General features: G+C 52.2%; 16 protein-coding genes. 13 read left to right on the forward strand and 3 right to left on the reverse strand.

What is annotated here, in order from left to right; all coding sequences use genetic code 11:
- Window positions 1-338 precede the first annotated feature (338 nt).
- The 3 genes from EII14_RS03380 (at window position 339) to EII14_RS03390 (ending at window position 4,668) form a co-directional block, all read left to right on the forward strand.
- On the forward strand, window positions 339-2,591 hold the full coding sequence (locus tag EII14_RS03380; RefSeq protein ID WP_124931160.1) for an inorganic phosphate transporter: 2,253 nt from the start codon (window positions 339-341) through the stop codon (window positions 2,589-2,591).
- Between the two features lie 310 nt (window positions 2,592-2,901).
- Window positions 2,902-3,981, forward strand: a complete 1,080-nt coding sequence (locus EII14_RS03385; RefSeq protein WP_199733864.1) for a phosphotransferase enzyme family protein — start codon at window positions 2,902-2,904, stop codon at window positions 3,979-3,981.
- Between the two features lie 240 nt (window positions 3,982-4,221).
- Window positions 4,222-4,668 (forward strand): DUF5606 domain-containing protein, encoded by a 447-nt coding sequence (locus tag EII14_RS03390; protein ID WP_124931162.1) that lies wholly within the window; start codon window positions 4,222-4,224, stop codon window positions 4,666-4,668.
- Window positions 4,669-5,687: 1,019 nt separating this feature from the next.
- Here the strand turns inward: EII14_RS03390 and EII14_RS03400 are convergent.
- A complete protein-coding gene (locus EII14_RS03400) occupies window positions 5,688-5,939 on the reverse strand; it encodes a hypothetical protein (RefSeq protein WP_148090604.1) in 252 nt (83 codons plus the stop codon).
- Between the two features lie 300 nt (window positions 5,940-6,239).
- On the opposite strand from EII14_RS03400, the gene ilvD reads away from it, so the two are divergent.
- From ilvD to ilvC, 5 genes are all read left to right on the forward strand, one after another.
- On the forward strand, window positions 6,240-8,042 hold the full coding sequence (gene ilvD / locus EII14_RS03405; RefSeq protein ID WP_124931165.1) for a dihydroxy-acid dehydratase: 1,803 nt from the start codon (window positions 6,240-6,242) through the stop codon (window positions 8,040-8,042).
- A 55-nt stretch (window positions 8,043-8,097) separates the two neighbouring features.
- Complete coding sequence (gene ilvB / locus EII14_RS03410) at window positions 8,098-9,816, forward strand: biosynthetic-type acetolactate synthase large subunit (RefSeq protein ID WP_124931166.1); 1,719 nt, start codon at window positions 8,098-8,100, stop codon at window positions 9,814-9,816.
- 10 nt (window positions 9,817-9,826) lie between these two features.
- Window positions 9,827-10,378 carry an acetolactate synthase small subunit gene (ilvN, locus tag EII14_RS03415; protein ID WP_124931167.1) on the forward strand — a complete coding sequence of 184 codons (552 nt, stop codon included), beginning with the start codon at window positions 9,827-9,829 and terminating at the stop codon, window positions 10,376-10,378.
- Window positions 10,379-10,390: 12 nt separating this feature from the next.
- Window positions 10,391-11,152, forward strand: a complete 762-nt coding sequence (locus EII14_RS03420; protein WP_124931168.1) for an acyl-[acyl-carrier-protein] thioesterase — start codon at window positions 10,391-10,393, stop codon at window positions 11,150-11,152.
- Window positions 11,153-11,220: 68 nt separating this feature from the next.
- Complete coding sequence (ilvC, locus tag EII14_RS03425; protein WP_124931169.1) at window positions 11,221-12,264, forward strand: ketol-acid reductoisomerase; 1,044 nt, start codon at window positions 11,221-11,223, stop codon at window positions 12,262-12,264.
- Window positions 12,265-12,556: 292 nt separating this feature from the next.
- Here ilvC and EII14_RS03430 read toward each other — a convergent pair whose 3' ends face one another.
- Window positions 12,557-15,175, reverse strand: a complete 2,619-nt coding sequence (locus EII14_RS03430; protein ID WP_124931170.1) for a calcium-translocating P-type ATPase, PMCA-type — start codon at window positions 15,173-15,175, stop codon at window positions 12,557-12,559.
- Window positions 15,176-15,361: 186 nt separating this feature from the next.
- Window positions 15,362-16,450 carry a hypothetical protein gene (locus tag EII14_RS03435; RefSeq protein ID WP_124931171.1) on the reverse strand — a complete coding sequence of 363 codons (1,089 nt, stop codon included), beginning with the start codon at window positions 16,448-16,450 and terminating at the stop codon, window positions 15,362-15,364.
- Between the two features lie 289 nt (window positions 16,451-16,739).
- Here EII14_RS03435 and EII14_RS03440 point away from each other — a divergent pair, with 289 nt between their 5' ends.
- From EII14_RS03440 to EII14_RS03460, 5 genes are all read left to right on the forward strand, one after another.
- The gene (locus EII14_RS03440; protein WP_158608307.1) at window positions 16,740-18,110 is read left to right on the forward strand and encodes a C10 family peptidase; all 1,371 of its coding nucleotides are present in this window, start codon (window positions 16,740-16,742) and stop codon (window positions 18,108-18,110) included.
- Window positions 18,111-18,127: 17 nt separating this feature from the next.
- Entirely contained in the window at window positions 18,128-18,802 is a 675-nt protein-coding gene (locus EII14_RS03445) for a hypothetical protein (protein ID WP_124931173.1), read from the forward strand.
- A gap of 916 nt (window positions 18,803-19,718) precedes the next feature.
- On the forward strand, window positions 19,719-20,786 hold the full coding sequence (recA, locus tag EII14_RS03450; RefSeq protein WP_124931174.1) for a recombinase RecA: 1,068 nt from the start codon (window positions 19,719-19,721) through the stop codon (window positions 20,784-20,786).
- 120 nt (window positions 20,787-20,906) lie between these two features.
- Window positions 20,907-21,863: a GSCFA domain-containing protein gene (locus tag EII14_RS03455; RefSeq protein ID WP_124931175.1), complete on the forward strand. Its 957-nt coding sequence runs from the start codon at window positions 20,907-20,909 to the stop codon at window positions 21,861-21,863.
- Between the two features lie 42 nt (window positions 21,864-21,905).
- Window positions 21,906-24,389, forward strand: a complete 2,484-nt coding sequence (locus EII14_RS03460; RefSeq protein ID WP_124931176.1) for a bifunctional UDP-N-acetylmuramoyl-tripeptide:D-alanyl-D-alanine ligase/alanine racemase — start codon at window positions 21,906-21,908, stop codon at window positions 24,387-24,389.
- Window positions 24,390-24,480: the final 91 nt, after the last annotated feature.

The raw sequence follows: 24,480 nt of genomic DNA on the forward strand, positions 1-24,480 counted from the left end.
GTATTCAGATCTTTTTCAAAGGGATGTGGAGCTTTGTTTATGAGGTGGTTTTGTCGTTTTTTATTTGATTTCTTTCTTTCGGACACTACGTCTATCGCCGATTGGGGCGGCGGTAATCGGGTCGGCGTTGCAGCTTGGTGGCAGTCCGCTTTTTCTTGCTGTCTGTTTGGGCGGAATTTATCCGATGCTTTCGGAGGTGTTTGCCCTGCGGAAGGAGGTCGGGAGCGACCTTCACGATTTCTTAATCGTTTGTTGAGGGCGAGATCGTAAAAAGCGATGTATTTTTGCAGCGTCTAAATCTGCGAAATCTTCATTCAACTTAATTTCTTTTCTTTTTTATGGAAACTTTGTTTCTCGGAATTGTCATTTTTCTCTTCGTTTTGGCCGCTTTCGACCTCTATGTCGGGGTGAGCAACGACGCCGTGAATTTTCTCAACTCGGCCATCGGCTCGAAGTCGGCCAAGTATCGCACCATTGTTTGGGTGGCCGCCGTCGGCGTGTTTACCGGTTGCGTGCTTTCCAACGGTATGATGGACATTGCTCGCCACGGTATTTTTCATCCGGGGCAGTTCTCGTTTGAAGAGGTGATGATCATTTATGTCGCGGTTATGGTGACCGACATCGTCCTGCTCGACATTTTCAACTCCTTTGGCATGCCCACTTCGACCACCGTTTCCATGGTGTTTGAACTCCTTGGCGCGGCCTTTGCCTTCACCATGATAAAGCTCATGGGCGACGATGCACTCGCCTTTGGCGACTATCTCAACAGCGACAAGGCCATACAGGTTATTCTCGGCGTGTTTTTGAGCGTTCCGCTCGCCTTTACGTTCGGCGTGGTGGTGCAGTCTTTGGCTCGCGTGATTTTTACGTTCAACTACAAATCCCGGATGCGCTATTTCATCGGTCTTTTCGGCGGAGTGGCCATCACGAGCATTCTTTATTTCATGCTTTTCAAAGGAATGAAAGACCTCTCCGTCATGACGCCCGACGTGAAAGCCGCCATGTCTGACCGTCTTGGAGTGATCCTTGTGGGATGTTTTGTGGCTTTCTCGGCGATTTGTCAGCTTTTGCACTGGGTCGGTGTCAATGTTTTCAAAGTCATTGTTCTGATCGGCACGCTTTCTCTCGCCACTGCTTTTGCCGGCAACGACTTGGTCAATTTCATCGGAGTCCCCCTTGCCGGCATGTCGGCTTACCTCGATTTTTCGGCCAATGGAGGTGGCGATTTTTCGGGTTTCATGATGACCGGTTTGAAGGAAAGCGCACAGACGCCTTTCTACTTCCTCTTTGGTGCGGGTGCTATCATGGTCGTGGCCTTGCTGACCTCCAAAAAAGCGCAGCGCGTCACGAAGACCGAAGTCGGCCTTTCTTCCAAACAAGAGGGCGAGGAACTCTTCGGGTCGAGTGTGGCGGCACGCAGCATCGTCCGCTTTTCCACGCGTGTCATCGGCAGTGTTTCCGCCGCCACGCCCGAGCCCGTGAAACAATGGGTCAATGGCCGTTTCGCCCCCGTGTCCGAAGATCCGCAATATGCCGGCGCGGCCTACGATCTCGTGCGCGCTTCCGTCAATCTCTGCATGGCCTCGCTGCTCATCGCCTTGGGCACGTCGCTCAAATTGCCCCTTTCCACCACCTTCGTCACCTTCATGGTGGCAATGGGCACGTCTTTGGCCGATCGTGCTTGGACGCGTGAGAGTGCCGTGTTTCGCATCACGGGAGTGTTGAGTGTCATCGGCGGCTGGTTCATGACGGCCGGTGCGGCTTTCGGAGCCTGTTTTGTCGTGGCCTGCGCAATGTATTTCGGCGGAATGCCCGTCACTTTCGGTCTGATCCTTCTCGCCCTCGCGTTGGTGGTGCATTCGCAAATCAGATTTGGCAAGAAGCAAGCCGAAGAGAAGCAGGGCGACACCCTCTTCCAAACCATTATGGCTTGCGACGACCCTGCTGCCGTCAATACTATGCTCAGCAAGCACCTCACGGTGAGCGTGGCCGAACAGCTCGATTATTTCGGCGGCGCGCTGACCAAATCGACCGACGGCCTCTTTTCCGAAACGCGCCGACAGCTTCGTCGTGTGGAACGCGATTTGGAATCAACGAAGCGCGAACTGAAAAACCTGCGCCGTCGCGAAACCCTCTGTTTGCGCCGTGCCGACAATTTCGTCGGAACACGTTTGAGCACTCCCTTCCACCTTGTCCACAACAATCTCCGACAGATGCTCTCCGGCCTGATGCGTATCAACGATCCCGCCCTCGAACACGTAGAAAACAATTTCGTGCCCGTCGAAGTCCGCTATGCCGAGCGTTTCTGCGCCATTCGCGACAAGTTTGTGGCCGAAATCTCGGAGATCACCGCCGACATGCGTGCCGATCGCCGTTCCACGATCAACACCCATAAACAACGCTGCGAGGCGTTGAGAGAGGAGTTTCGCGTTTTCCGCCACGAGGTGCTCGATGCGGTGCAAAACTCCCAAAACGCCGTCAATCTCACCACCGCCAACCTCTTGCTGCACATCATTCAAGAGAGCGAACAGTTGGTGAAAGAGGTGCGCTCGGCCATCAACAACCTCCGCCGCTACTACGAAGTGATGTAAGCCGTCGGCTCGTGGTGCGGAAAGCTCCTCTTCCCGTCCGATGAACACAGGTGTGCCCCGTGTGTTGCAAAAATCATTATCTTCAAAGCCTCCGAGTTCGCCAAAACCGCGGTCGAACCCGGAGGCCTGCTTTTGAAATCCGGCTCTGCACCCGCGACACGCAGACCGGAAGCCGTCGCGCGGCGTTTTCGGCGGAAAATAAAAGGTTGCCAAAATTTCATTTTTCTTTCCAAAGCCTTATCGATATGTTGTTTTTTGAGTATATTTGCCCTCAAATTATAACACTATACGCTAATCTATGGATCAAAAAATGAAAGAAATCGTTGCCCATTTTTGCATTCGGGGCAATGTCACCGACATCAAACCCCTCGGAAACGGTTTGATCAACACCACCTACCAAGTGCTCACCGAGGGCGACACTCCCGACTACGTTCTGCAAAACGTCAATGTGGCCATTTTCCCCGACATGGATTTGTTGATGAACAACATCGTTGAGGTCACGACCCATATTCGCAAAAAGCTCGAAGCCGCCGGCACCGACGACATCGACCGCAAAGTCCTTACGTTCGTCCAAGCCAACGACGGCAAATACTATCATTTCGACGGAGAGAAATATTGGCGCATGATGGTGCTCATTCCCGACACGATCTCCAAAACCGGCGTCAGTCTCGAAAGTGCCTATGTCGTGGGCGAAACCTTTGCGCAATTCCAAGCCATGTTGGCCGACATTCCGGCGCAACTCGGCGAAACGATCAAAGACTTCCACAACATCGAGTGGAGATTGCAGCAACTGGCCGATGCCGTGCGCGACAACAAGGCCGGCCGCGTCAATGACCCCATCGTACAAGAAATCTTGGGAGAAGTCAATCGCCGCGCCGAGGAGTATTCCAAGAGCGAACGCCTCTATCGCGAGGGAAAACTGCCCAAACGCATCTGCCACTGCGACACGAAAGTGGACAACATCCTTTTCGACAAAAACGACAACGTCCTCTGCGTCATCGACCTCGACACCGTGATGCCGTCGTTCGTCTTCTCCGATTTCGGCGACTTCCTCCGCTCCGCCGCCAACACCACTCGCGAGGACGACCCCGTCACCGACAACGTAGGCTTCAACTTTGACGTTTTCAAGGCCTTCACCAAAGGCTATTTGAAAGGCGCACGTTGTTTCCTCACCCCCGTTGAAATCGAAAATCTCCCCTACGCCACCGCCCTCTTCCCCTACATGCAGACGGTGCGCTTCTTTGCCGACTATCTCAACGGCGACACTTACTTCAAAGTGCAATATCCCGAACACAACCTCGACCGCACCAAAAACCAACTCCGACTCCTGCAATGCGTTGAAGCCGCTTTCCCGAAAATGGAAGCTTTCATCAAGGAGCAACTGGCCTGATGAGTCGAACGACAACACCGCAGGGGGCGGAAGTCGAAAGGCTTCCGCCCCTCATTGTGCGGAGGGGCGTTTCGCGTGCCGGAAAGACGGTTGCCAATGCGAAAAACCGCGTCTTTCTTTCTTGTCGAAGACACGAATTTTGAGGCCGTGGCAGCGTCGCAATTTGGGCATAAACAAATAAAATACTATTTTTGCAGTCAGTTTTTTAAGCATTCACACATCAATACAAAACTTCTACTCATGCAAGACACCATTCTCGCCATAGCCGGCAAGCCCGGTCTTTACAAACTCGTGGCTCGTGGAAACGGCAATCTCATTGTCGAAAGACTCGACGAAACCCGTCGTCGTATGCCGGTCGGAGCACGCGATCGCGTCACCTCTCTCGGCGACGTTTCCATGTACACCGAGGCCGACGACGTGGCACTCATGCAAGTGCTGCAAAACATCTGCGACGCGCTCGACGGAAAAGAAACCGAATTTACCCATAAAACAGCCACCGATGCCCAACTCCAAGACTTCATGGACAACATCGCCCTGCCGGCGTGGGATCGCGATCGGGTTTATGTCAGCGACATTCGCAAACTCGTGCAATGGTACAATCTCCTGATCAAGGCCGGCTATCAGCGTTTTGTTGCCCCCGCCGAAGCGCAGGCTCCGGCAGAGGAGGGCAGTGATTCGGCCGAATAACGAAATAAGAAAAGGCTTTTGCCCCGCTTCTTCAAACCGTGTTTGTTGGCGGAAGCGATGCCGGCGAAAGAGCAAAAGGTCGATCAGACCTCAACGGAAGCGCAAGCTTCAAAGTTTTCAAACAAGCGGATTTTCGATGTATGAGAAAACTTTGGAGCTTGCGTGTTTTTTTGTCCGATGACCGATATTTCTCCGTTGCGCGAAACTTGCGGATCGGGGCTTCCCCTCATCGGCCGCCGCTTGTTGGGTGAAGCCACTGCGAGGAAGCGGTGACTACATGGGAGGTAGGCGAAACGAGCTCAGAGGTAGGAATTTCTACATGGCTCGCAGTATCGCCGAAACGGCACGCTCTCGCGCGCACGCGCGCGTTCCCTGTAAATGTATTTTGCTTCCGCTGCCTTCGCAAATCGAGGTAACTTTTTGGCTGTCAGATTGTTCTCGGTGAAGGCAAGTGAAGGCAAACCTGCAAGAAGACTTCGCATAACGCTGATAGACAGAGAAATAAAACGTTTTTTTGCTTTCACAATGTGTCGAAACCCTGTGTTTTCCACTCAAATTGCGGAAGGAGGTGAAGGCAAAAGGGATTTTTGCTTTCACCGTATGTGGTGTGATTTTCAATGTGTTGAAAAATGGCCGATGCGTTTGCTTCCGCTTTGCCTTCGCACGGAAGATGCACAAAATCAGCGAGATAGATGATTTAGCGGAAGCAAAACGGCAAAAACAAAAAAAAGGGGGTGAAACGCCCGAAAACGGCGGTTTCATCGGTGTCGTGTTTTTTGTCGGGCGTGTGTTTCGCCTTTTCGTGCCCCAACGAGAGCGGAGGGCGGAGGCAGAGAGCGCAATGAGGACAAAAGTAGCTCCTTTCATGAGTGGACGACAAAGGCGGCTCCTTCCCGATGAGGTGGGAAGAAACCGCCTTTTCGGCTCTCGGTCGGCGGTCGGCTGCCTTGCTTCGCGCGATGGAGATTGCCGCGCAACGATGCCGATGTTTCAAAGGCTTTCCGGTGGCGGGGGAGAGGCTATTGGAAACCCTCGGCTTCCAAATGCTCGCGAATGCGAAAGAGATGGTGTATTTGGCCGGAGTAGGCGGGTTTTTCGTGGCAGAGAACCACAAATTCGAGATAAAGTTTCACGGTGCGGCGAAGGTCGGGGATGTTGCCTCGTTTGCCCATGTCAAGGGAGGGAGGCAGGCGGTCGAGGCGGTCTGTGAACCATTGGAGCAGCTCTTGGATTTCGTGGGGAGGATAGATTTTCTGATAGGGTTTGGGCATGAGATAGGCAGGTTGAAAAGAGGAAAAACGAAGCGTAAGTTTTTGCCAACTTACAGCGTACAAAATTACATTTTTTCCTGCATATATGTAATAGAAACGCGGAAAAATCGGAAAAATAATTGACGTTTTTTGGGAAGCAAGAGAATAATGCTTATATTTGCAAAATCAAGCATCCTCTCGATTTGTCTTGCAAAATCGGAGAGGGCGTTGTCTTTTGCAAGCGAGGGTCGAACAAGTGTCAAACGATGCTGCCGGCCGAGGATTGCGATGTCAAAACTAAACTCTATTCCTTTGAACTCCATGAAGATCCCTCTGAGAAGCGCGGCCTGCACCGAAGGTCGCAGAATGGCCGGTGCTCGTGCACTGTGGGTGGCCAACGGCATGAAACGCGAACAGTTTGGCCGACCCATCATTGCGGTGGTCAACTCTTTCTCGCAGTTTGTGCCCGGACACACTCATCTCCACGAGGCCGGACAGATGGTGAAAGCCGAAATAGAAAGAATGGGATGCTATGCCGCCGAGTTCAACACCATCGCCATCGACGACGGCATCGCCATGGGACACGACGGCATGCTCTATTCCCTGCCCTCGCGCGACATCATTGCCGACTCGGTGGAATACGTGGTCAATGCCCACAAGGCCGACGCCATGATCTGTATTTCCAACTGCGACAAAATCACGCCCGGCATGCTCATGGCCGCCTTGCGCCTCAATATACCGACGGTGTTCGTGAGCGGCGGCCCCATGGAAGCCGGAAACGTGGGCGGCGAAAAGGCCGACCTCGTCACCGCCATGGTCAAAGGGGCAGATGCCTCCGTGAGCGACAAGGAGTTGGAGGAGATTGAGCGCAAGGCCTGTCCGGGCTGCGGTTCGTGTTCGGGCATGTTCACCGCCAACTCCATGAATTCGCTCACCGAAGCCATCGGGCTTTCGCTCCCCGGCAACGGCACCATATTGGCCACGCACAGCGAACGCATCGAATTGATGAAACGAGCCGCCCGACAAATCGTGACCAATTCCTTGGCCTACTACGAGAGGGGCGATGCCTCCGTTTTGCCGCGCAGCATCGCCACGCGCAGCGCGTTTCTCAACGCCATGACGCTCGACATCGCCATGGGCGGTTCGACCAACACCATACTCCACCTCTTGGCCGTGGCACAGGAGGGCGAGGTAGACTTCGCGATGAACGACATCGACCGTCTGAGCCGTTGCGTGCCGTGTGTGTGCAAACTCGCGCCCAACACCGTCAAATACAGCATGCAGGATTGCGGCCGTGCCGGAGGCATACTCGGCATCATGGGCGAACTGGCCAAGGCCGACCTGCTCGACCTCTCTTGCCGCCGCGCCGACGGCCTCACCCTCGGCGAAGCCTTGCGCCACTACGACATCACGGGGACGACCGTGAGCGACGATGCACTCCGCATCTACGGCAGTGCTCCGTGCGGCGTGTTTTGCAACACGCTCGGTGCTCACGACAGCCGCTGGACGACACTCGACACCGACCGCCGGGAGGGGTGCATCCGTGCCGTGGAGCATGCCTACACGCGCGATGGCGGATTGGCCATTCTCTATGGCAACATCGCCCAAAACGGCTGCGTGGTGAAAACCGCAGGAGTGGCCGAGAGCATTTGGCACTTCGAGGGAACGGCGCGCGTGTTTGACTCGCAGGAGGCCGCCTGCAACGGCATTCTCGACGGCACGGTGAACAAGGGCGACGTCGTCGTCATCACCCACGAAGGCCCCAAAGGAGGCCCCGGCATGCAGGAGATGCTTTACCCCACCTCTTACATCAAGAGCATGCACATGGGCGAAGCCTGTGCACTCATCACCGACGGCCGTTTTTCGGGCGGTACTTCCGGACTTTCCATCGGTCACATTTCGCCCGAAGCCGCCGCCGGAGGCAACATCGGCAAGATCATGGATGGCGACATCATCGTCATCGACATCCCCTCGCGCAGCATCAACGTGCGCCTCAGCGACGAAGAGCTCGAAGCACGGCCGCAACGGCCGTTGCAACGAAAACGAACGGTCAGCAAAGCGCTCAGAGCCTATGCGCAGAGCGTTTCTTCGGCCGACAAAGGCGGCGTCCGCATCATTGATTGAGGGGCGACAGACACAACAATTCAATTCCACAGAAAAAACTCAAAACACGTTTATCATGCAAGAGCCTATCACAGGTGCCGAAATCCTCATGCGCGCCCTCATCGACGAGGGGGTAGACACGCTTTTCGGGTATCCCGGCGGAGCTATCATGCCCGTCTACGACGCCCTCTATGATTATACCGACCGCCTCCGCCACGTACTCGTGCGCCACGAGCAGGGAGCGGCACATGCCGCCGAGGGCTATGCTCGCGTGAGCGGTCGAGTCGGCGTTTGCATGGTGACGAGCGGCCCCGGCGCCACCAACACCATCACCGGCATCGCCGACGCCATGATGGACTCTACGCCCATCGTTGTCATCATGGGGCAGGTGGGCGTTCCGCTACTCGGCAGCGATGCTTTCCAAGAGTGCGACGTGGTCGATGTGTCGATGCCCGTATCCAAATGGAGCTATCAGATACGTTCGGCCGCCGATGTGGCTTGGGCGGTGAGTCGGGCATTCTATATTGCCAGATCCGGCCGCCCCGGCCCCGTGGTGCTCGATTTCACCAAGAGCGCGCAAATCGAAAAGGCCGTCTACGAACCGCAGAAAATCGACTTCATCCGCAGCTATGTACCCGTTCCCAAAACCGATCGCGAGAGCATCGTGCAGGCGGCCAATCTCATCAACGCCGCCAAACGGCCGCTGGTGTTGGTGGGGCAGGGCGTCGAACTGGGCAATGCCACCGAGGAGGTGCGTGCTTTCATCGAAAAGGGCGGTCTGCCCTTTGGTGCCACTCTTCACGGGCTGTCGGCCGTTCCCTCCGACCACCCTCTCCACGTGGGTATGCTCGGTATGCACGGCAGCATCGGTGCCAACAAAAACACGCAGGAGTGCGATCTGCTCATTGCTATCGGCATGCGTTTCGACGATCGCATCACGGGAAAGCTCTCCACCTATGCCACACAGGCCAAGAAAATACATTTTGAAATCGACCCCTCGGAGATCAACAAAAACGTGAAAGTAGATGTTGCCGTCTTGGGCGACTGCAAAGACACGGTGCGCGCCGTTTCGGAACTCATCGTTCCGCGCACGCACGACGAATGGCGCGCCTCTTTCCTTCCCTATGACCGTTTGGAAAAGGAGGCTGTCATCGAACCGCAAATTCATCCCGCGGAGGGAAGTCTGCGCATGGGCGAGGTGGTGCGTCGCGTGTCGGAACTCACCGAACACAGTGCCATTCTTTGCACCGACGTGGGGCAGAACCAAATGTTTGCCGCACGATACTTCAAATTCACCCGTCCCCGTTCTTTGGCCACCTCCGGCGGTATGGGCACCATGGGCTACGGCCTTCCGGCGGCCATGGGAGCGGCCTATGCCAGTCCCGACCGCACGGTTTGCGCCTTCATGGGCGACGGAGGTTTCCAAATGGTGGTGCAAGAATTGGGCACCATTATGGAATATCAGATACCGGTCAAAATGATTCTCCTCGACAACAATTACTTGGGCAACGTCAGACAATGGCAGGAGTTGTTTTTCAAGCATCGGTATTCGTTCACGCCCATGACCAATCCCGATTTTCTCAAAATCGCCGAAGCCTATCGCATCCCTGCCCGACTCGTCACCGACCGCAACGAACTCGACGACAGCATCCGCGAAATGCTCGACACCGACGGCCCTTTCCTCCTCCATGTCGCCGTGAAGGAAGAAGACAACATTTGGCCTATGGTCTATCCCGGGCAAGACATCGACAATGTCGTGGTTTGCCAAACGAAAGACAACATCATCAAAGCCTAATCCTCACACCATGCCCACACTCTACACTCTCATCATCTTTTCAGAAAATCTGGCCGGTGTGCTCAATGCCGTGACCAACACCTTCACACGCCGACAACTCAACATCGAGACACTCAACGTGAGCACTTCGGGCACAGAGGGCATACACCGCTACACCATTACCTGCTACACCGACGAGGGCACTATCGCCACGCTCGTCAAGCAATTGGAGAAAAAAGTAGACATCATCAAGGCTCAGTATTTCACCTCGAAAGAGGTCTTTGTCATGGAACAGGCACTCTATAAGATTTCCACTTCCCGCCTGCTCGACAACCGAGAAATTTCAAAAGCCATTCGCACCTTCGACGGAAAAATGGTGGAGGTCAATCCCACCTACACCATCGTTTGCAAAGAGGGCATGCCCGAAGAAATCACTGCGCTCTACAACCGCCTCCAAGCTGCCGACTGTCTCTTGCAGTTCGTTCGTTCGGGAGTGGTGGCCGTCACCAAGAGCCACCGCGAGGAACTTACCGAATTTCTCGACTTGCGCGAAATACAGCGCGTTGCACAGCAAAAAAAATAACTCTCTTTCCCTATGACAGACAAGAAGTTGGCTTTCCCCTTCGTGGTTGAGCCTTTTCAGGAAGACTATACCGGTCGCCTTTCGTGGAGCACGTTGGGCAACCACATTTTGCGCGTCTCTTCGCTCCACGCCGAGGCGCATGGATTTGGCTACACTTACATGAAAAAGCATAATCGCGGTTGGGTACTGGCGCGTCTTGTGTTTGACATTGACGAACTTCCGCAGACTGCTGAACCCTACTTCCTCAGCACATGGGTCAGTCGTATATTCGGACAATTTACCGATCGTCTTTACAGTCTGACCGCTCCCGATGGAACGGCCTATGGCTACGGCTACTCCACATGGGCACTGATTGACTATGAAACGAGGCAGCCGGTCAATCTTGAAATGCTGCCCGACGATGGATTTCATGCCGCCCTTCTTGATGAAAAGGTGCCAATCTCCCCACCCACTCGTGTCCGTGTCAAAGACGACAAACTTGTGCTCAAACATACGGCGGTGTACAGCGACCTCGACATCAACGGACATGTCAATTCCATTCGCTACATTGACATGGCACTCGACAGCTTTCCAAAGTCGTGGCACGATGAACGTCGCGTTACACGTGTCGAACTCAATTTCGGCAACGAAGGATATTGTGGCGACCGCTTCCACATCTATCGGGAAACGCTCGACGAACATCGTTTTGCGGTGCGCATCATTCGTCCGCCACGCGACGGCGAAGACAAAGAGAGTGTCATCGTTCGTTGCGTCATTCACCACCGTGAGCGATAGTCGTTCGCTATCGGTTTGGCTATACATATTTCTCCCCCTCCCTCAACTCTTTAATAAATCCCTCTTTTATGGCAAAATTGAATTTTGGCGGCGTGCTCGAAGAAGTCGTGACCCGCGAAGAATTTCCCCTCGAAAAGGCACGCGAAGTGCTGAAAAATGAAACCATCGCCGTGATCGGCTACGGAGTGCAAGGCCCCGGCCAAGCCCAAAACCTGCGCGACAACGGCTTCAACGTCATCGTCGGTCAGCGCGAGGGAGCTACTTTTGAAAAAGCTATTTCCGACGGCTGGAAACCCGGAGAAACACTCTTCTCTATCGAAGAGGCGGCAGCTCGCGGCACCATCGTGATGTGTCTGCTCAGCGATGCCGCCGTGATGAGCGTATGGCCGCGACTTAAACCTCATCTCACCACCGGAAAAACGCTCTATTTCTCTCATGGCTTTGCCATTACTTGGAACGACCGCACCGGCGTTGTGCCTCCTGCCGACATCGACGTCATCCTCGTCGCTCCGAAAGGAAGCGGCACGTCGCTCCGCACCATGTTTCTCGAAGGTCGCGGCCTCAACTCCTCTTATGCCGTGCATCAAGACTACACCGGCAACGCCCTCCAAAAAACGCTTGCTTTGGGCATCGGCATCGGTTCGGGCTATCTCTTTGAAACCACCATTGAGCGCGAAGCCACGTCCGACCTCACCGGAGAACGCGGGTCGCTCATGGGAGCCATTCAAGGCCTGCTCTTGGCGCAATACGAAGTGCTTCGCGAAAACGGACATACTCCCTCGGAAGCCTTCAACGAAACCGTGGAAGAACTCACCCAGAGCCTCATGCCTCTCTTCGCACAAAACGGTATGGACTGGATGTATGCCAACTGCTCGACCACGGCACAGCGCGGCGCGCTCGACTGGATGACGCCTTTCCACGACGCCGTGAAGCCCGTGGTGCAACGCCTCTATGCCAGTGTCAAGAGCGGCGAAGAGGCACAACGCTCCATTGATGCCAATTCCAAGCCCGATTATCGCGTGGGACTCGAAGAAGAACTTCGTGCACTCCGCGAAAGCGAAATGTGGCAAACGGCGGTCACCGTGCGCAGCCTGCGTCCCGAAAATAATTGATGCTTCTCTTCGGCCTGCCGCCGGAGAAAAAGTATTGCAAAACATGTTCATTCCCCGAACTCCGATTGGGCTTTCGGGGAATTTTCGTATTCGTCAGTCTTTACCCTCAAAAAAACATCCTGCCGAAATGAAACTTCGGCAAGATGTATAAAAACGAGGAAAATCCACCGCGATGATGATCCGCTGAGTTAAGAGTGGAGATCTATGCAAAGAAATCCCGAAGCACCATTATAGAGGGCTTCGGGAAAAACTTTATGCGGTTTGGCGTTTATCGGACAGCAATAATTGGAAATTATTTCTTGCCGAAAAGTTGATACCACAATTCGCGAACGATGACAACGGGAGATGTGATCAGGAAAATCCAAATCCATTGTTCGCTACTGAGGGGAACCGTGCGGAACACCTTGCCCCCGATTTGAACGATCAGAATCGTGACGGCGAGCACGAGAATTACCGTGCCGATGAATTTGAAGTTGGTGGTGAGCCCTTCAAAGATGCTCTTGTCTTTCCCGATGACACGTGCATTAAACATGTTCCACCAATTCACGGCCATATATCCGGCAAAGAAAATCGTGGTAAATTCAATGTCGATGAGGTCGCCCACGTTGCGGAAAGGAACCAAATCGGCACCCAAAAATGCTATGCCGTGATTGCGTCCCCATAGCACAAAGCTGCACAGCAACCAAACAAAACCTCCGAAACCGAATATTGCCGCGGCCAGAGGGCGGTTGATCACAAACTCTTTGCGGTCGCGCGGAGGATCGGCCAAAACTTTCTCGTCGGCAGGTTCGGAGGCAAGCGCAATGGCGGCAAGGCTGTCCATCACGAGATTGATCCAAAGAAATTGAGTGACGGTGAAGGGCATTTCCACCCCTACGATCGGTCCGAAAAGCGCGACCATGCAGGCACTGACATTGATGGAGAGTTGAAGGAAAAGGAAGTTTTTGATGTTTTTATAGAGCGAACGTCCCCATTTCACCCCCGTCACGATTGAGGGGAAGGCATCGTCGAGCAATACGATGTCGGCAGCTTCTTTGGCCACGGAAGTGCCCGTTCCCATTGCTATTCCGACGTCGGCATAGTTGAGCGAAGGTGCGTCGTTCACGCCGTCGCCCGTCATGGCACAAACGTAGCCGCGTGCCTGTGCCCATTTCAGAATGTCGAGTTTGTTGGAAGGCGTGCAACGGGCAATCACATTGGGATACGCCCTGTTGTTTTGAGGTGTTTCGACGGCTGTCCAAAAATCTTTTGCTTCGATTGCCCAAATGTTTTGGAAACCGGCTTGTCGGGCAATTTCGGAACCGGTTTTGAAGTTGTCGCCCGTCATCATGACTACGTCGATGCCGGCTCCATAGCATTTTTCGATAGCGACGGAAACATCGCTGCGCACGGGGTCTTCGATAAACCATGTGCCCACGTACTTTCCATTGCTGACCGCTCCTCGTTGATCAAGTTCGGCTTTTACCGCCTCGAAGTTTTCCGCCTTCACCAACACGGCCGAGATTGCGCGCCGTCCGCGCAGTTGCTGCTGTCCGACGGTGGCGAGGTGTGCATCGTAGCCGATCAGGCGACTGATGACTTCCGGTGCGCCTTTCAAAACGATCAGACGGCGATTGGAGGAATTTTCTTTGATTTCGGAAGCCATGTATTTCCAAGCACTCGAAAAGGGAATGACATTCTCTACGCTCCATGCCGCTCGCAGACCTTCGCTGTGCTTCTGTCCCATGCTTTTGAGAATGGCGCATTCGGTGGGGTTGCCAATGGGGCTTCCTTCGGCGTTCCAGTTGGCACTCGAATTGAGCGCGCCGATGATGTCGAGCATCTCTTGGGCGTTCGCACCGTCGAAATCAGCCGCTTCGTTGAGTTCGCGTTCCACAACAGTCATCTGGTTTTGGGTGAGCGTTCCGGTTTTGTCGGTGAATATCACATTGACCGCTCCAATAGTTTCGCAGGCGTGCATCTTCTTGACCAAATTGTTTTCTTTGGCCATCGTTTTCATGGAAAAGGCCAAAGCCAACGTTACCGACAGCGGCAAACCCTCCGGAACGGCAGCAATGACTACCACCACAGCCCCCATCAGAAAACGCAGTTCGGTAAAGAGCAAATCCCAACCCCACACCCATTCGTGGTCGCCGAGGACGAAGTGCACGATGTTGAGCACGGCGATCATCAAGATACCCACCGAGAAGGCAGCAATATTGATTTTGGCGGCCAGTTCGGTGAGTTTTTCTTCGAGTGGCGTTTTGCTTTCCACTTCTTCCGAAGCCTGACGTGTGGTTTTCCCGATTTCGGTGGCATCTCCCACGGCTGTCACGACGCCCAAGCCCATGCCTTGCTCAATGGTCGTTCCGCGCAATAATAAATCGGGCGCAAATCCCGATCCCGTATATGGTTCCGTGAGCGGATATTTGCCGATGGCAACGCTCTCGCCCGTCATGGCGCTTTCGCTCACTTTCATTTCCGTCGCTTCAAAAAGCCGGATATCGGCGGGAATTTCGTCGCCGGCCGACAAAATCACCACATCACCGACCACGAGCTGATCTTTTGTGATTTCTGTCACCGCCCCCTCGCGTCTGACTTTGACCGCTTCGTAGTCTTTGTCGCTGCGCATGGCGTCAAATTTCTTTTTGGCCGAATACTCTTGCCAAAAGCCGACTCCGGTGGCAATCAAAACGGCAAAGATGATGCCGAGGCTTTCAATAAAATCATTGTGTATGAAACCGAAGACCAGTGAGATTGCCGTTGCCATCAATAGAATCGCGATGATGGGGTCTTCGAACTTTTCCAAATAAAGTTTCCACCAAGGTGTTTCTTTGGGCGGTGTCAGTAGGTTCTTGCCATGCAGTGCGCGGCTTTCTTCCACTTCTCTCGCGGAGAGGCCGTTTTGCCGGCCAGAGTTTTGTATGTCCATAAATGTTTATATAAAATCAGAGCACAAAGATACGCAAAAAAGCGCGTTGCGAAAAATATACTTACGGCAAAACTTGACTGTTTTCTTAAACAATCAATCAGTGAATATTCATTGAATCAATCACAGAACATTCACTGAGCGAATACGTGCGGCAAAACGTATCTTTCGGAGATGAAGGAGCGGACTTTATCGAAATACTTTCTGCCCGTTCACAATGCGAATCCCATGCGCCGAAGTTCCTGCGTGCCTACCGAAGAGGTCGTACTCCCGGTCTCGAATCTCAAAACGGGGAGTGAAACCGAGTCCGATCAGGCTGTTGCCGAGCCGGAAACCCTGTACGCCGACGGCTTGCGGCACTTCCAAATAACATTTGCCCGCCTTGTTGTTGAGGCGATTGCCCTCTGTGCCGTTCGCCCAATAGAAACCGATACCGTTTACCTGATCTTTGGCCAAAACATATAGTTTCGTTCCCGAAGACGAAGTGACCAATCTCTCTGTCAGTGTGCCTTTAAGGTCGTTCTTCTCTGTAAAAAGAGGAACCTCTTCTTGCGTGATTGCTGCTGCATAAGTACCTTGTTTTCCTTGAAGCAAAAGAGGGGTTTGCGGCGGCACTCGGTCTCCTTCTCGAAAGTGAGGAGTGAGCACAATGTTCTCGCCCTCCAACGTCACGGTGTTTCCGATTACCCCTTGTGGCATCACATAGGCTTTGTCCGTGAAAAATGTGGAATATCCGGCATCGGTGATGGTAAAGGGCAGGGTGGGCACGATTTCCGTGACGACCACGTCGTCGAGAAAAAAGCGATTGGGGGATTTGGAAAGAGGGGATTGGGCATCAAAGGCGATTTCCACATTGCCCTCTGCCTCTGTGAGCTTCACACGATAGGTGTTCCAACTGCTCTTGGTCAGCGATATTTCGCGTTCTCCTTCGATGGTTGCCCCTTTGACGCGCAGAGTGATAAGAGGTTTTTCTTTTTTTGTGTCCCAGCCTGCCGCCCGAAATCGTAATTCTCCCTCTCCTTTCAGTTGGACAGTCGGCATCACGGCCTTTCCTTTTGAGTTGGAATCTCCAAATCTGATACAGCCTTTGCCACCGTATATGCCCTTTAATTTCCAATTCTTGTATATTGACAAATCTTGGCTTTGAAGACCGCCGGAGAACATTCCGTCGTTTCCTCCTTCTCCCGAAACGGAATTGAAATCTTCTTCAAAAACAATAGTTTGTCCTCTTCCTGTCGCGACGAACAAACAAAGAAAAACTGTGATCAATAGTTTCATGCAATGGTGTATTTGGGTTGAATGTCTTCTATATGTCGTTTTATTTTGTGAATATTGCTGCAAAATTAACAATTCTCACGGAGCTTCGCAAGGCTCTCTTTTCTTTTTTGTATGAGATTTCTTCAAAATCTTTCTATGTGATGAGTTTTTTAATAATTTATATATGATTCTTAGCTTTCTATTTAGTTCTTGATGTTTTTAGTCGTGTTTTTTATTTATTTCTTTCTTTTCATTAGAAAAAATGGATATATTTGCAGAATAAATTATGTGTAATGTAAAATATCATCTTATGAAATCTAAGGTTCAGTTATTGGTCGTAGGTTTATCATTCTTGTTATTGTTAGGAATTGTATTTTCATGCCAAGAAGAAGTTTTAGTATATGGAGATACCTCTTCCATGTATAAACAGGAGGTGTACAATGAACTTCTTTATTTGTCTGAGATAGAGGAATCACCTCAACTCTCAAAAGAAGAAGCAATAGACATAGCGAGAAATCTCCCTAATTTAAATCTTCATTTACGTAGTAATGCTCAAAAGCAAATAGAACGAGTAGATTGTATCGGAAATTCGTTAAAAACTCGCTCAGAGAGCAATGAAGTTGATACCGCATTTTATATTATTAATTTCTCCGATAATGAAGGCTATGTTATTTTATCTGGCGATTTAAGAGTGAATACTCTTTTGGGCTTTTCAGATAAAGGAAATATTGATTGGAATAACTTATCTGAAAACTCAGGTATTTCCTTTTTTAAGGAAACTCTTGTGAATACTATCGATCAAGAACGCAAAGAATTTAATGAGAAATTGGATTCTTTAAGGGAGATATGTAAAATAGACAAGCGAAATATCAGAGGCTTATCGAACTGGAAGAAACCTAAAAGGTCTGGAATTATATATTCTATCAAAGAGAAAGTAGCTCCTCTTGTTCCTGTAGAGTGGGATCAAATAGCTCCTTATAATTCATGTGCACCGAAACTTTTTAATCCGGCCACAAACAAAAAACAAAACGCTTATATCGGTTGTGCTCCGGTTGCCATCGCACAGATAATGGCTGCGCATCGATACCCTAAACAGATCAATGGAAAACCTGTGGATTGGGACATCCTGCTTTCTACCCCTCAAATGACTCAAACGGATAAAGAATTATCTCCACATGAATTGGCGGTATGTCAACTTTTAAGGAGTGTGGCAGATAGTGCAGAGGTAAAGTGGGGATTGAAAGCAACTTCCACCGATGTCCCAAATATTACTCGCTGTTTACAACGATACGGATTTTCCGGAGCTCCAAATTATAAGATGGTTGATGATACAATTCGTTTTGGACGTTTTTTTGAGGAATTAAAAAATAAGCGCCCAATTCTTCTCGGAGGAAGTACAGATCCTAAGAAAGGAGTCGAAAGGGGGCATCTTTGGGTTTGTGATGGTTATGTGGTTGTAGATGTACGCCGTTACTCTGGAAATATGTGTTTGGCGGTGAGAGATGTTAGAAGTTATTATCATTGTAATTGGGGATGGAACGGAGTAAATAATGGCTATTTTTACTGGAAAAGGTTTGACGCATTGAACCCTATGAACGAGATAGGTAAATATAAAGAACAGAAGAAGTCAGATCGTGTTTATAATCATAAAATATATTACTTTTCAGATATTCATCCTTAAAATCTTATACTTCGATCATGTTGAATAAAGTCTTTTTATTTCTTTGGTTTCCATTGTGTATGTTAATTTCCTTTTCTTGTTCAGACGAAGAAGATAGCGAAAGGGTATTACCTCCTCAAAAGGTTTATCGTATTCGACAGCTTTTGGCGATAGAAACTTTTATGGGAGGATGTTCTCGATACCGACATCCTGATCATTTCAAGATAGTTATATCTCCCGATACTTACAACGTGATAGATTGGTTTGGTCCTTCTCCCCTCATAAAAGGAGAAGCAGTATTGTCGAGAAAAAAGTTTCCCGAATTGTTTTATCCTATTATCGAAACAGAATATCAAGATGGTGAAACTTACGAAACATTTCAAGATACTACTATTGGGGCGTATCTGTTTTATCGATTGGAAAAGATCAGTATCTTGTTGGAAAATGGTACGGATGTCAGTCAGGATTTTGAGATTAGCTACATTTCTCATAAACGCTTTATGACCGAAAAACCTAAAAAAATGAAGAATAAAGACGAATACATCGTGAAAACCAAACAGCGTTTGGACCTCCTGCAACCTGAGGACTATCGTTGGATGGAAATTCCAGACGAAGGCTTTATTGTTCGAGATATTCATAAGAAGCATTTGAAAGAGTTTTTAGAATTGCTTATAGAAGGAAATGGGCAAAAAATACGGAGATCAATCAATTGAATATTGACAGCGTGAACTCTATAAGCAACTGACAGCTTGTTTTTGGAGGTCTTTTGTGAGGTGTCGGAATAGAGTTTTTCGATGCCTCATGTATTGAGAAGAAGTTGTGATCGAGTGAAATTTAGCTCAGAGGTAGATTTTCGCGCCTCTGAGGTAGAGATGACGGCCTCTGAGGTAGGGCAGCTTTGGTGGCTCTCTTCCCCTTTGTCTTTTCTTCTCTCGCGTGCGCGCGCGTTACTATGTTTATGTTTTTTACTTCCGCTGCCTTCGCAAAAATAGGTAATCGATTGGATTTCATGGTGATAGGTGCGAAGGCAAGTGAAGGCAAAAAGAAAGTGGGCTTTGCAAACTGTTGAAATACAGTTTGTTGCGACGAATTTTTGCTTTCACAACCCCCGAAATAGGAGGTTTTCGTGCGGAAGAGGCGGAAGGAGGTGAAGGCAAAAGGGGGATTTTGCTTTCACCGTAGAGGCGGTGATTTTCAATGAGTTGAAAAATCCGTTTTCTTTTTGCCTTCACTTGCCTTCGCACGGAAGTTGCATAAAATCAGAGAGATATCCCTTTTTGCGAAGGCAAAACAATGAAAACGGCAAACAGGATATGCGCGTACGCGTGCGTATATGCGCGAGCGAGAAATGAAGTTTTACGCATCGTCGGAACGCACCGTCCGGGAGAATGGCAGTGTTGAGCACGAGAGAAGCAGATTTAACCTAAGGCGGAATGAGTTTGACGGAATTTGTCAAACAAAAGGCGTTCCTTTGCAGTGTGGAATGAAACGGAGGGAGAAAGAAAAAGTTTGGCAAACCTCATGGCTGCAACAAAAAATGGTTATCTTTGTAGCCGCATCGTCGGGAGGGGGACGTCCGTGTTTCGCCTGACGAGTACACATCAAGCAAATCACAACATCAATCTCAATATGGCAAAGAAAGAAGACATCAAAATCGACCCGGCTTCCGAAAAGCTCAAAGCCTTGCAGGCCGCCATGTCGAAAATCGAAAAAGATTTCGGAAAAGGTTCCATCATGAAAATGGGCGATCAGGAAGTGGAGCAGGTGGAGGTCATACCCTCCGGCTCTCTCGGATTGGACAATGCTCTCGGCGTGGGGGGCTATCCCCGCGGTCGCATCATTGAGATTTTCGGTCCCGAATCGTCGGGTAAGACCACCCTTGCCATCCACGCCATTGCCGAAGCGCAAAAGGCAGGAGGCATCGCCGCTTTCATCGACGCCGAACACGCGTTTGACCGTTTCTATGCCCGCGATCTCGGAGTGGACATCGACAATCTGCTCATTTCGCAACCCGACAACGGAGAGCAGGCGCTCGAAATTGCCGATCAGCTCATTCGCTCGTCGGCCATCGACATCATCGTCATCGACTCTGTGGCCGCTCTCACGCCCAAGTCGGAAATCGAGGGCGATATGGGCGACAACAAGGTGGGCTTGCAGGCAAGACTGATGAGTCAGGCGTTGCGAAAGATCACCGCCACCATTGCCAAGACCAACACCACGTGTATCTTCATCAACCAGTTGCGCGAGAAGATCGGCGTGATGTTCGGCAGTCCCGAAACCACCACGGGCGGCAATGCGTTGAAGTTTTATTCGAGTGTCCGTCTGGACATCCGTCGGGTGACGTCGGTGAAAGACGGCGACAACATCATCGGCAACCAAACGCGCGTCAAGGTCGTGAAAAACAAGGTGGCGCCTCCTTTCAAGAAGTGTGAGTTTGAAATCACTTTCGGGCAGGGCATTTCGCGCATCGGAGAGATTGCCGACCTCGGCGTGGAACACAACGTGATCAAGAAAAGCGGTTCGTGGTACAGCTATGGCGAAACCAAACTCGGCCAAGGTCGCGAGGGCTTGAAGCGTGTGCTCAACGACAATCCCGAACTCTGCGAAGAAATCACGGCAAAGATCACCGCCGCCATGAACGGCACGACGGACGAAACCGTCGGAAATGCGGCTGAGGCCGTGGCCGGCGAAGATTGATCTGCGCGCTTCTCATACGACAACAGATGCAAGCCCGACCTCTCGCGTCGGTTTTGCGTCTGTTGTGTTGAACGCCTCGTTTTTCCGTAAAAAACGTTTGTAGCTCTCTTGTTTTCAACCATGCAACTTCAAACTCCCGTCGAAAATCCCCGATACCCTTTCCGCCTCACGCCCTCGTCGCGCGTGGTGGTGACGGGGTCTTGCTTTGCCGAACACATGGGCGAACGCCTCCGCCGAACGCTGCCCCCGGAGCAAGTGGCGGTCAATCCTTTCGGCGTGGTCTACAATCCGATGAGCATCGCCACGGGATTGCGATGGTTGATGAGCGACCGCCCTTTTGACGACACCATGTTTTTTGAAGGCCGAACGGGCGTTTGGCACAGTCGTTTGCACTCCGGTGCTTTTTCGGGTGCGACCGAGGCGGAATGTCGCGAAAAGGTATGCGCGGCAAGGGCGACGGCCTCCCGACTGCTCGAAACGGCCGAACTGCTCATCGTCACTTGGGGCACGTCGCGCGCTTATCGTCTGAAAACCGACGGGCGCATCGTGGCCAACTGTCATAAAGAAGCGGCGGCCGATTTTGAGGAATGCGACCCCTCGCTCGATGCGCTTTGCGACGATTGGCGAACGCTGATCAACGAGTTGCACGACTTCAATCCGCGCTTGCACCTGCTTTTCACGGTCAGCCCTTATCGCTATGCGAAATACGGCCTGCACGCTTCGCAGGTGGCCAAGGCCAAACTGCTGCTTTTGGCCGACGAACTTTGCGGAAGCCGCACGCAGACGCACTATTTTCCTTCTTACGAGATCGTGATGGACGAACTGCGCGACTACCGCTTCTACAAACCCGATATGTTTCACCCCTCGGAGCAGACCGTCGATTATATCGCCCGGCGTTTCGGCGAGTGTTGTTTCGATGTTTCGCTCCATGAGTTTTCGGCCGAGCGTGCCACCCTTTTGCGCGATCTTTCTCATCGTCCGCTTCATCCCGACAGCGCGGCGCATCGCCACTTCGCAGAGAATCTCGAACGACGGATGCAAGTTTTCCTTGAAAAATGGGGCGTTTCTGTAAATTAGTCGTACCTTCGCTGTTCGAAATCGCAATTTGTTTTTCTTTCGATGTCTTACTCTCTTCAACAAATAGCGACGCTGATTGGCGCCCGATGCTTCGGCCGTGTCGAAGCTCAAATCGAATGGTTGCTCACCGACAGCCGTTCGTTGGCTTTTCCCGAAACCACTCTTTTTTTTGCCCTTCGCACACGCACCGGCGACGGTCATCGTTATCTCGATGAGCTTTATCGGGGCGGCGTGCGCAATTTCGTGGTAGACACGCTGCCCGACGAACTGCTCGTTCGCATGGGCGATGCCAACTTTCTGCTGGTCGGCTCGCCGCTCGAATCGCTGCAACGTCTGGCCGAGCAGCATCGGCTTCGGTTTGACATTCCCGTGGTCGGCGTGACCGGTTCCAACGGAAAAACCATCGTCAAGGAGTGGATTTATCAACTCCTCATTCCCTCGCAAACCGTGACGCGCAGTCCGCGTTCCTACAATTCGCAGATCGGTGTGCCGCTCTCCGTGTGGTTGCTCGACGAACACAGCCGCGTCGGCATCTTTGAAGCCGGCATCAGCATGCCGGGAGAAATGGAAGCACTCGGCAGCATCATTCGCCCCACGATTGGCGTGATGACCAACGTCGGTGCGGCGCATCAGGAGAATTTTGCGAGCATGGAACAGAAATGCAGGGAAAAGCTCCTCCTCTTTCGCAGTGCCGACACGCTCATCTACAATGCCGACGACGCCTTGGTGCAGACCTGTCTGCCCGAAAGCGGCTTTGAAGGCATCGGTTTGGGGTGGTCGCGCCGCCAAACCGACGCTCCGCTTTTTGTGGAAATCGAAGTCTGCGGAAACGAGGTGGGCGTGTCTTATCGCTGCCAAACGCAGGCCGTGGCCGGAGGCAAAGAGGTGAAGGGAAATTTCAGGCTGCCGTTCACCGACGAGGCTTCCGTCGAAAACGCCATTCACACTGCCGCCGTGGGGCTGAGCCTCGGACTTCAACCCGCAGACCTTGCCGAACGCATGCCCCTGTTGCAGCCGGTGGCGATGAGGCTCGAAGTGAAGCAGGGGGTGCGCAATCTGACGCTCATCGACGATGCCTACAATTCCGACCCAACCTCCATCGATATTGCGCTCGACTTCTTGGTGCGGCGCAAAGAGGGACGCCGAACGGTGGTGATTTTGAGCGATTTGCTGCAAACAGGCATTCCCGACGAGGTTCTCTACCGCCGCGTGGGCGAACAGTTGCGCATGCGCCGCATAGACCGCCTCATCGGCATCGGCATGCGCATTGGAGCGGCACGCCGCTGTTTTGAGGGGAGGGCAGAATTTTACGACAGTACGACAGACTTGTTGGAAAGCGGTGTGCTCGACAGTCTCTCGGACGACATCGTGTTACTCAAAGGAGCAAGGCCGTTTCGTTTTGAACGCATCGCCGACGAGTTGCTCCTAAAAGTGCACGAAACCACGCTCGAAATCAATTTGGGAGCTTTGGGCGACAACGTGCGCTACTATCGCTCTTTCATGCGTCCCGAAACGAAGCTCGTTTGCATGGTCAAGGCCGATGGCTACGGCAGCGGCAGCGTCGAAGTGGCACACACGCTCCAAGATTTGGGCGTGGACTATTTGGCCGTGGCCGTGGCCGACGAAGGGGCGGAGCTTCGCAAAGCGGGCATCACGGCCGGCATCATCATCATGAACCCGGAGATGAGCGCGCTGCACACCCTCTTCAAATATCGCCTCGAACCGGAGGTGTACAGTTTTCGGCTGCTCGACGCATTGGTGCAAGCCGCTCGGCAAGAGGGCATCACTCACTATCCCGTTCATCTCAAATTCGACACGGGAATGTGTCGTCTCGGTTTTCATCCCGAACGCGACATAGCCTCCCTCATCGACCGCCTGCAATGCCAACAAGCCCTGAGCGTACGCTCGGTGTTCTCTCATTTTGTGGGGAGCGACTCTCCCGAATTCGACGATTTTTCCACTCGTCAGTTTGAACGCTTCGACCAAGCCTCCCGACAACTGCAAGCGGCTTTCTCTCATCGCATTTTGCGCCACATCTGCAACTCGGCCGCGATTGAGCGTTTTCCGGAACGACACTTGGACATGTGTCGCTTGGGGCTCGGACTTTATGGCGTGAACTCCATAGACAACCGACTGTTGAACAACGTGGCGACGCTACGCACGACAATCTTGCAAATTCGCGAAGCGGAGGCCGGAACGAGCGTCGGTTACAGCCGCCGCACCCTCCTCGACCGACCCTCGCGCATTGCGGCTCTTCCCATAGGGTATGCCGACGGTCTGAACCGCCATTTGGGCAATAGGCGCGGCTACTGTTTGGTGAATGGTCGGCCGGCACCCTATGTGGGCAACATCTGTATGGATGTGTGCATGATTGACGTCACCGACGTGTCCTGCAAAGAGGGCGACAGCGTCGAGATATTCGGCGATCATCTGCCGCTGTCGGTATTGGCCGAACAGTTGGACACGATCCCCTACGAAGTGCTCACCGGCATCAGTCATCGCGTGAAGCGTGTTTATTTCCAATAAATCCCGACGCTTGGCCGAGGCCGCCGCACCCGCTCATTGCACTTTTGGCTTCCGCTTCCGACAACACCGCTCGCCAACCGCACCTTGCAAG

Source organism: Alloprevotella sp. OH1205_COT-284, assembly GCF_003859795.1.
Lineage (GTDB): Bacteria > Bacteroidota > Bacteroidia > Bacteroidales > Bacteroidaceae > Alloprevotella.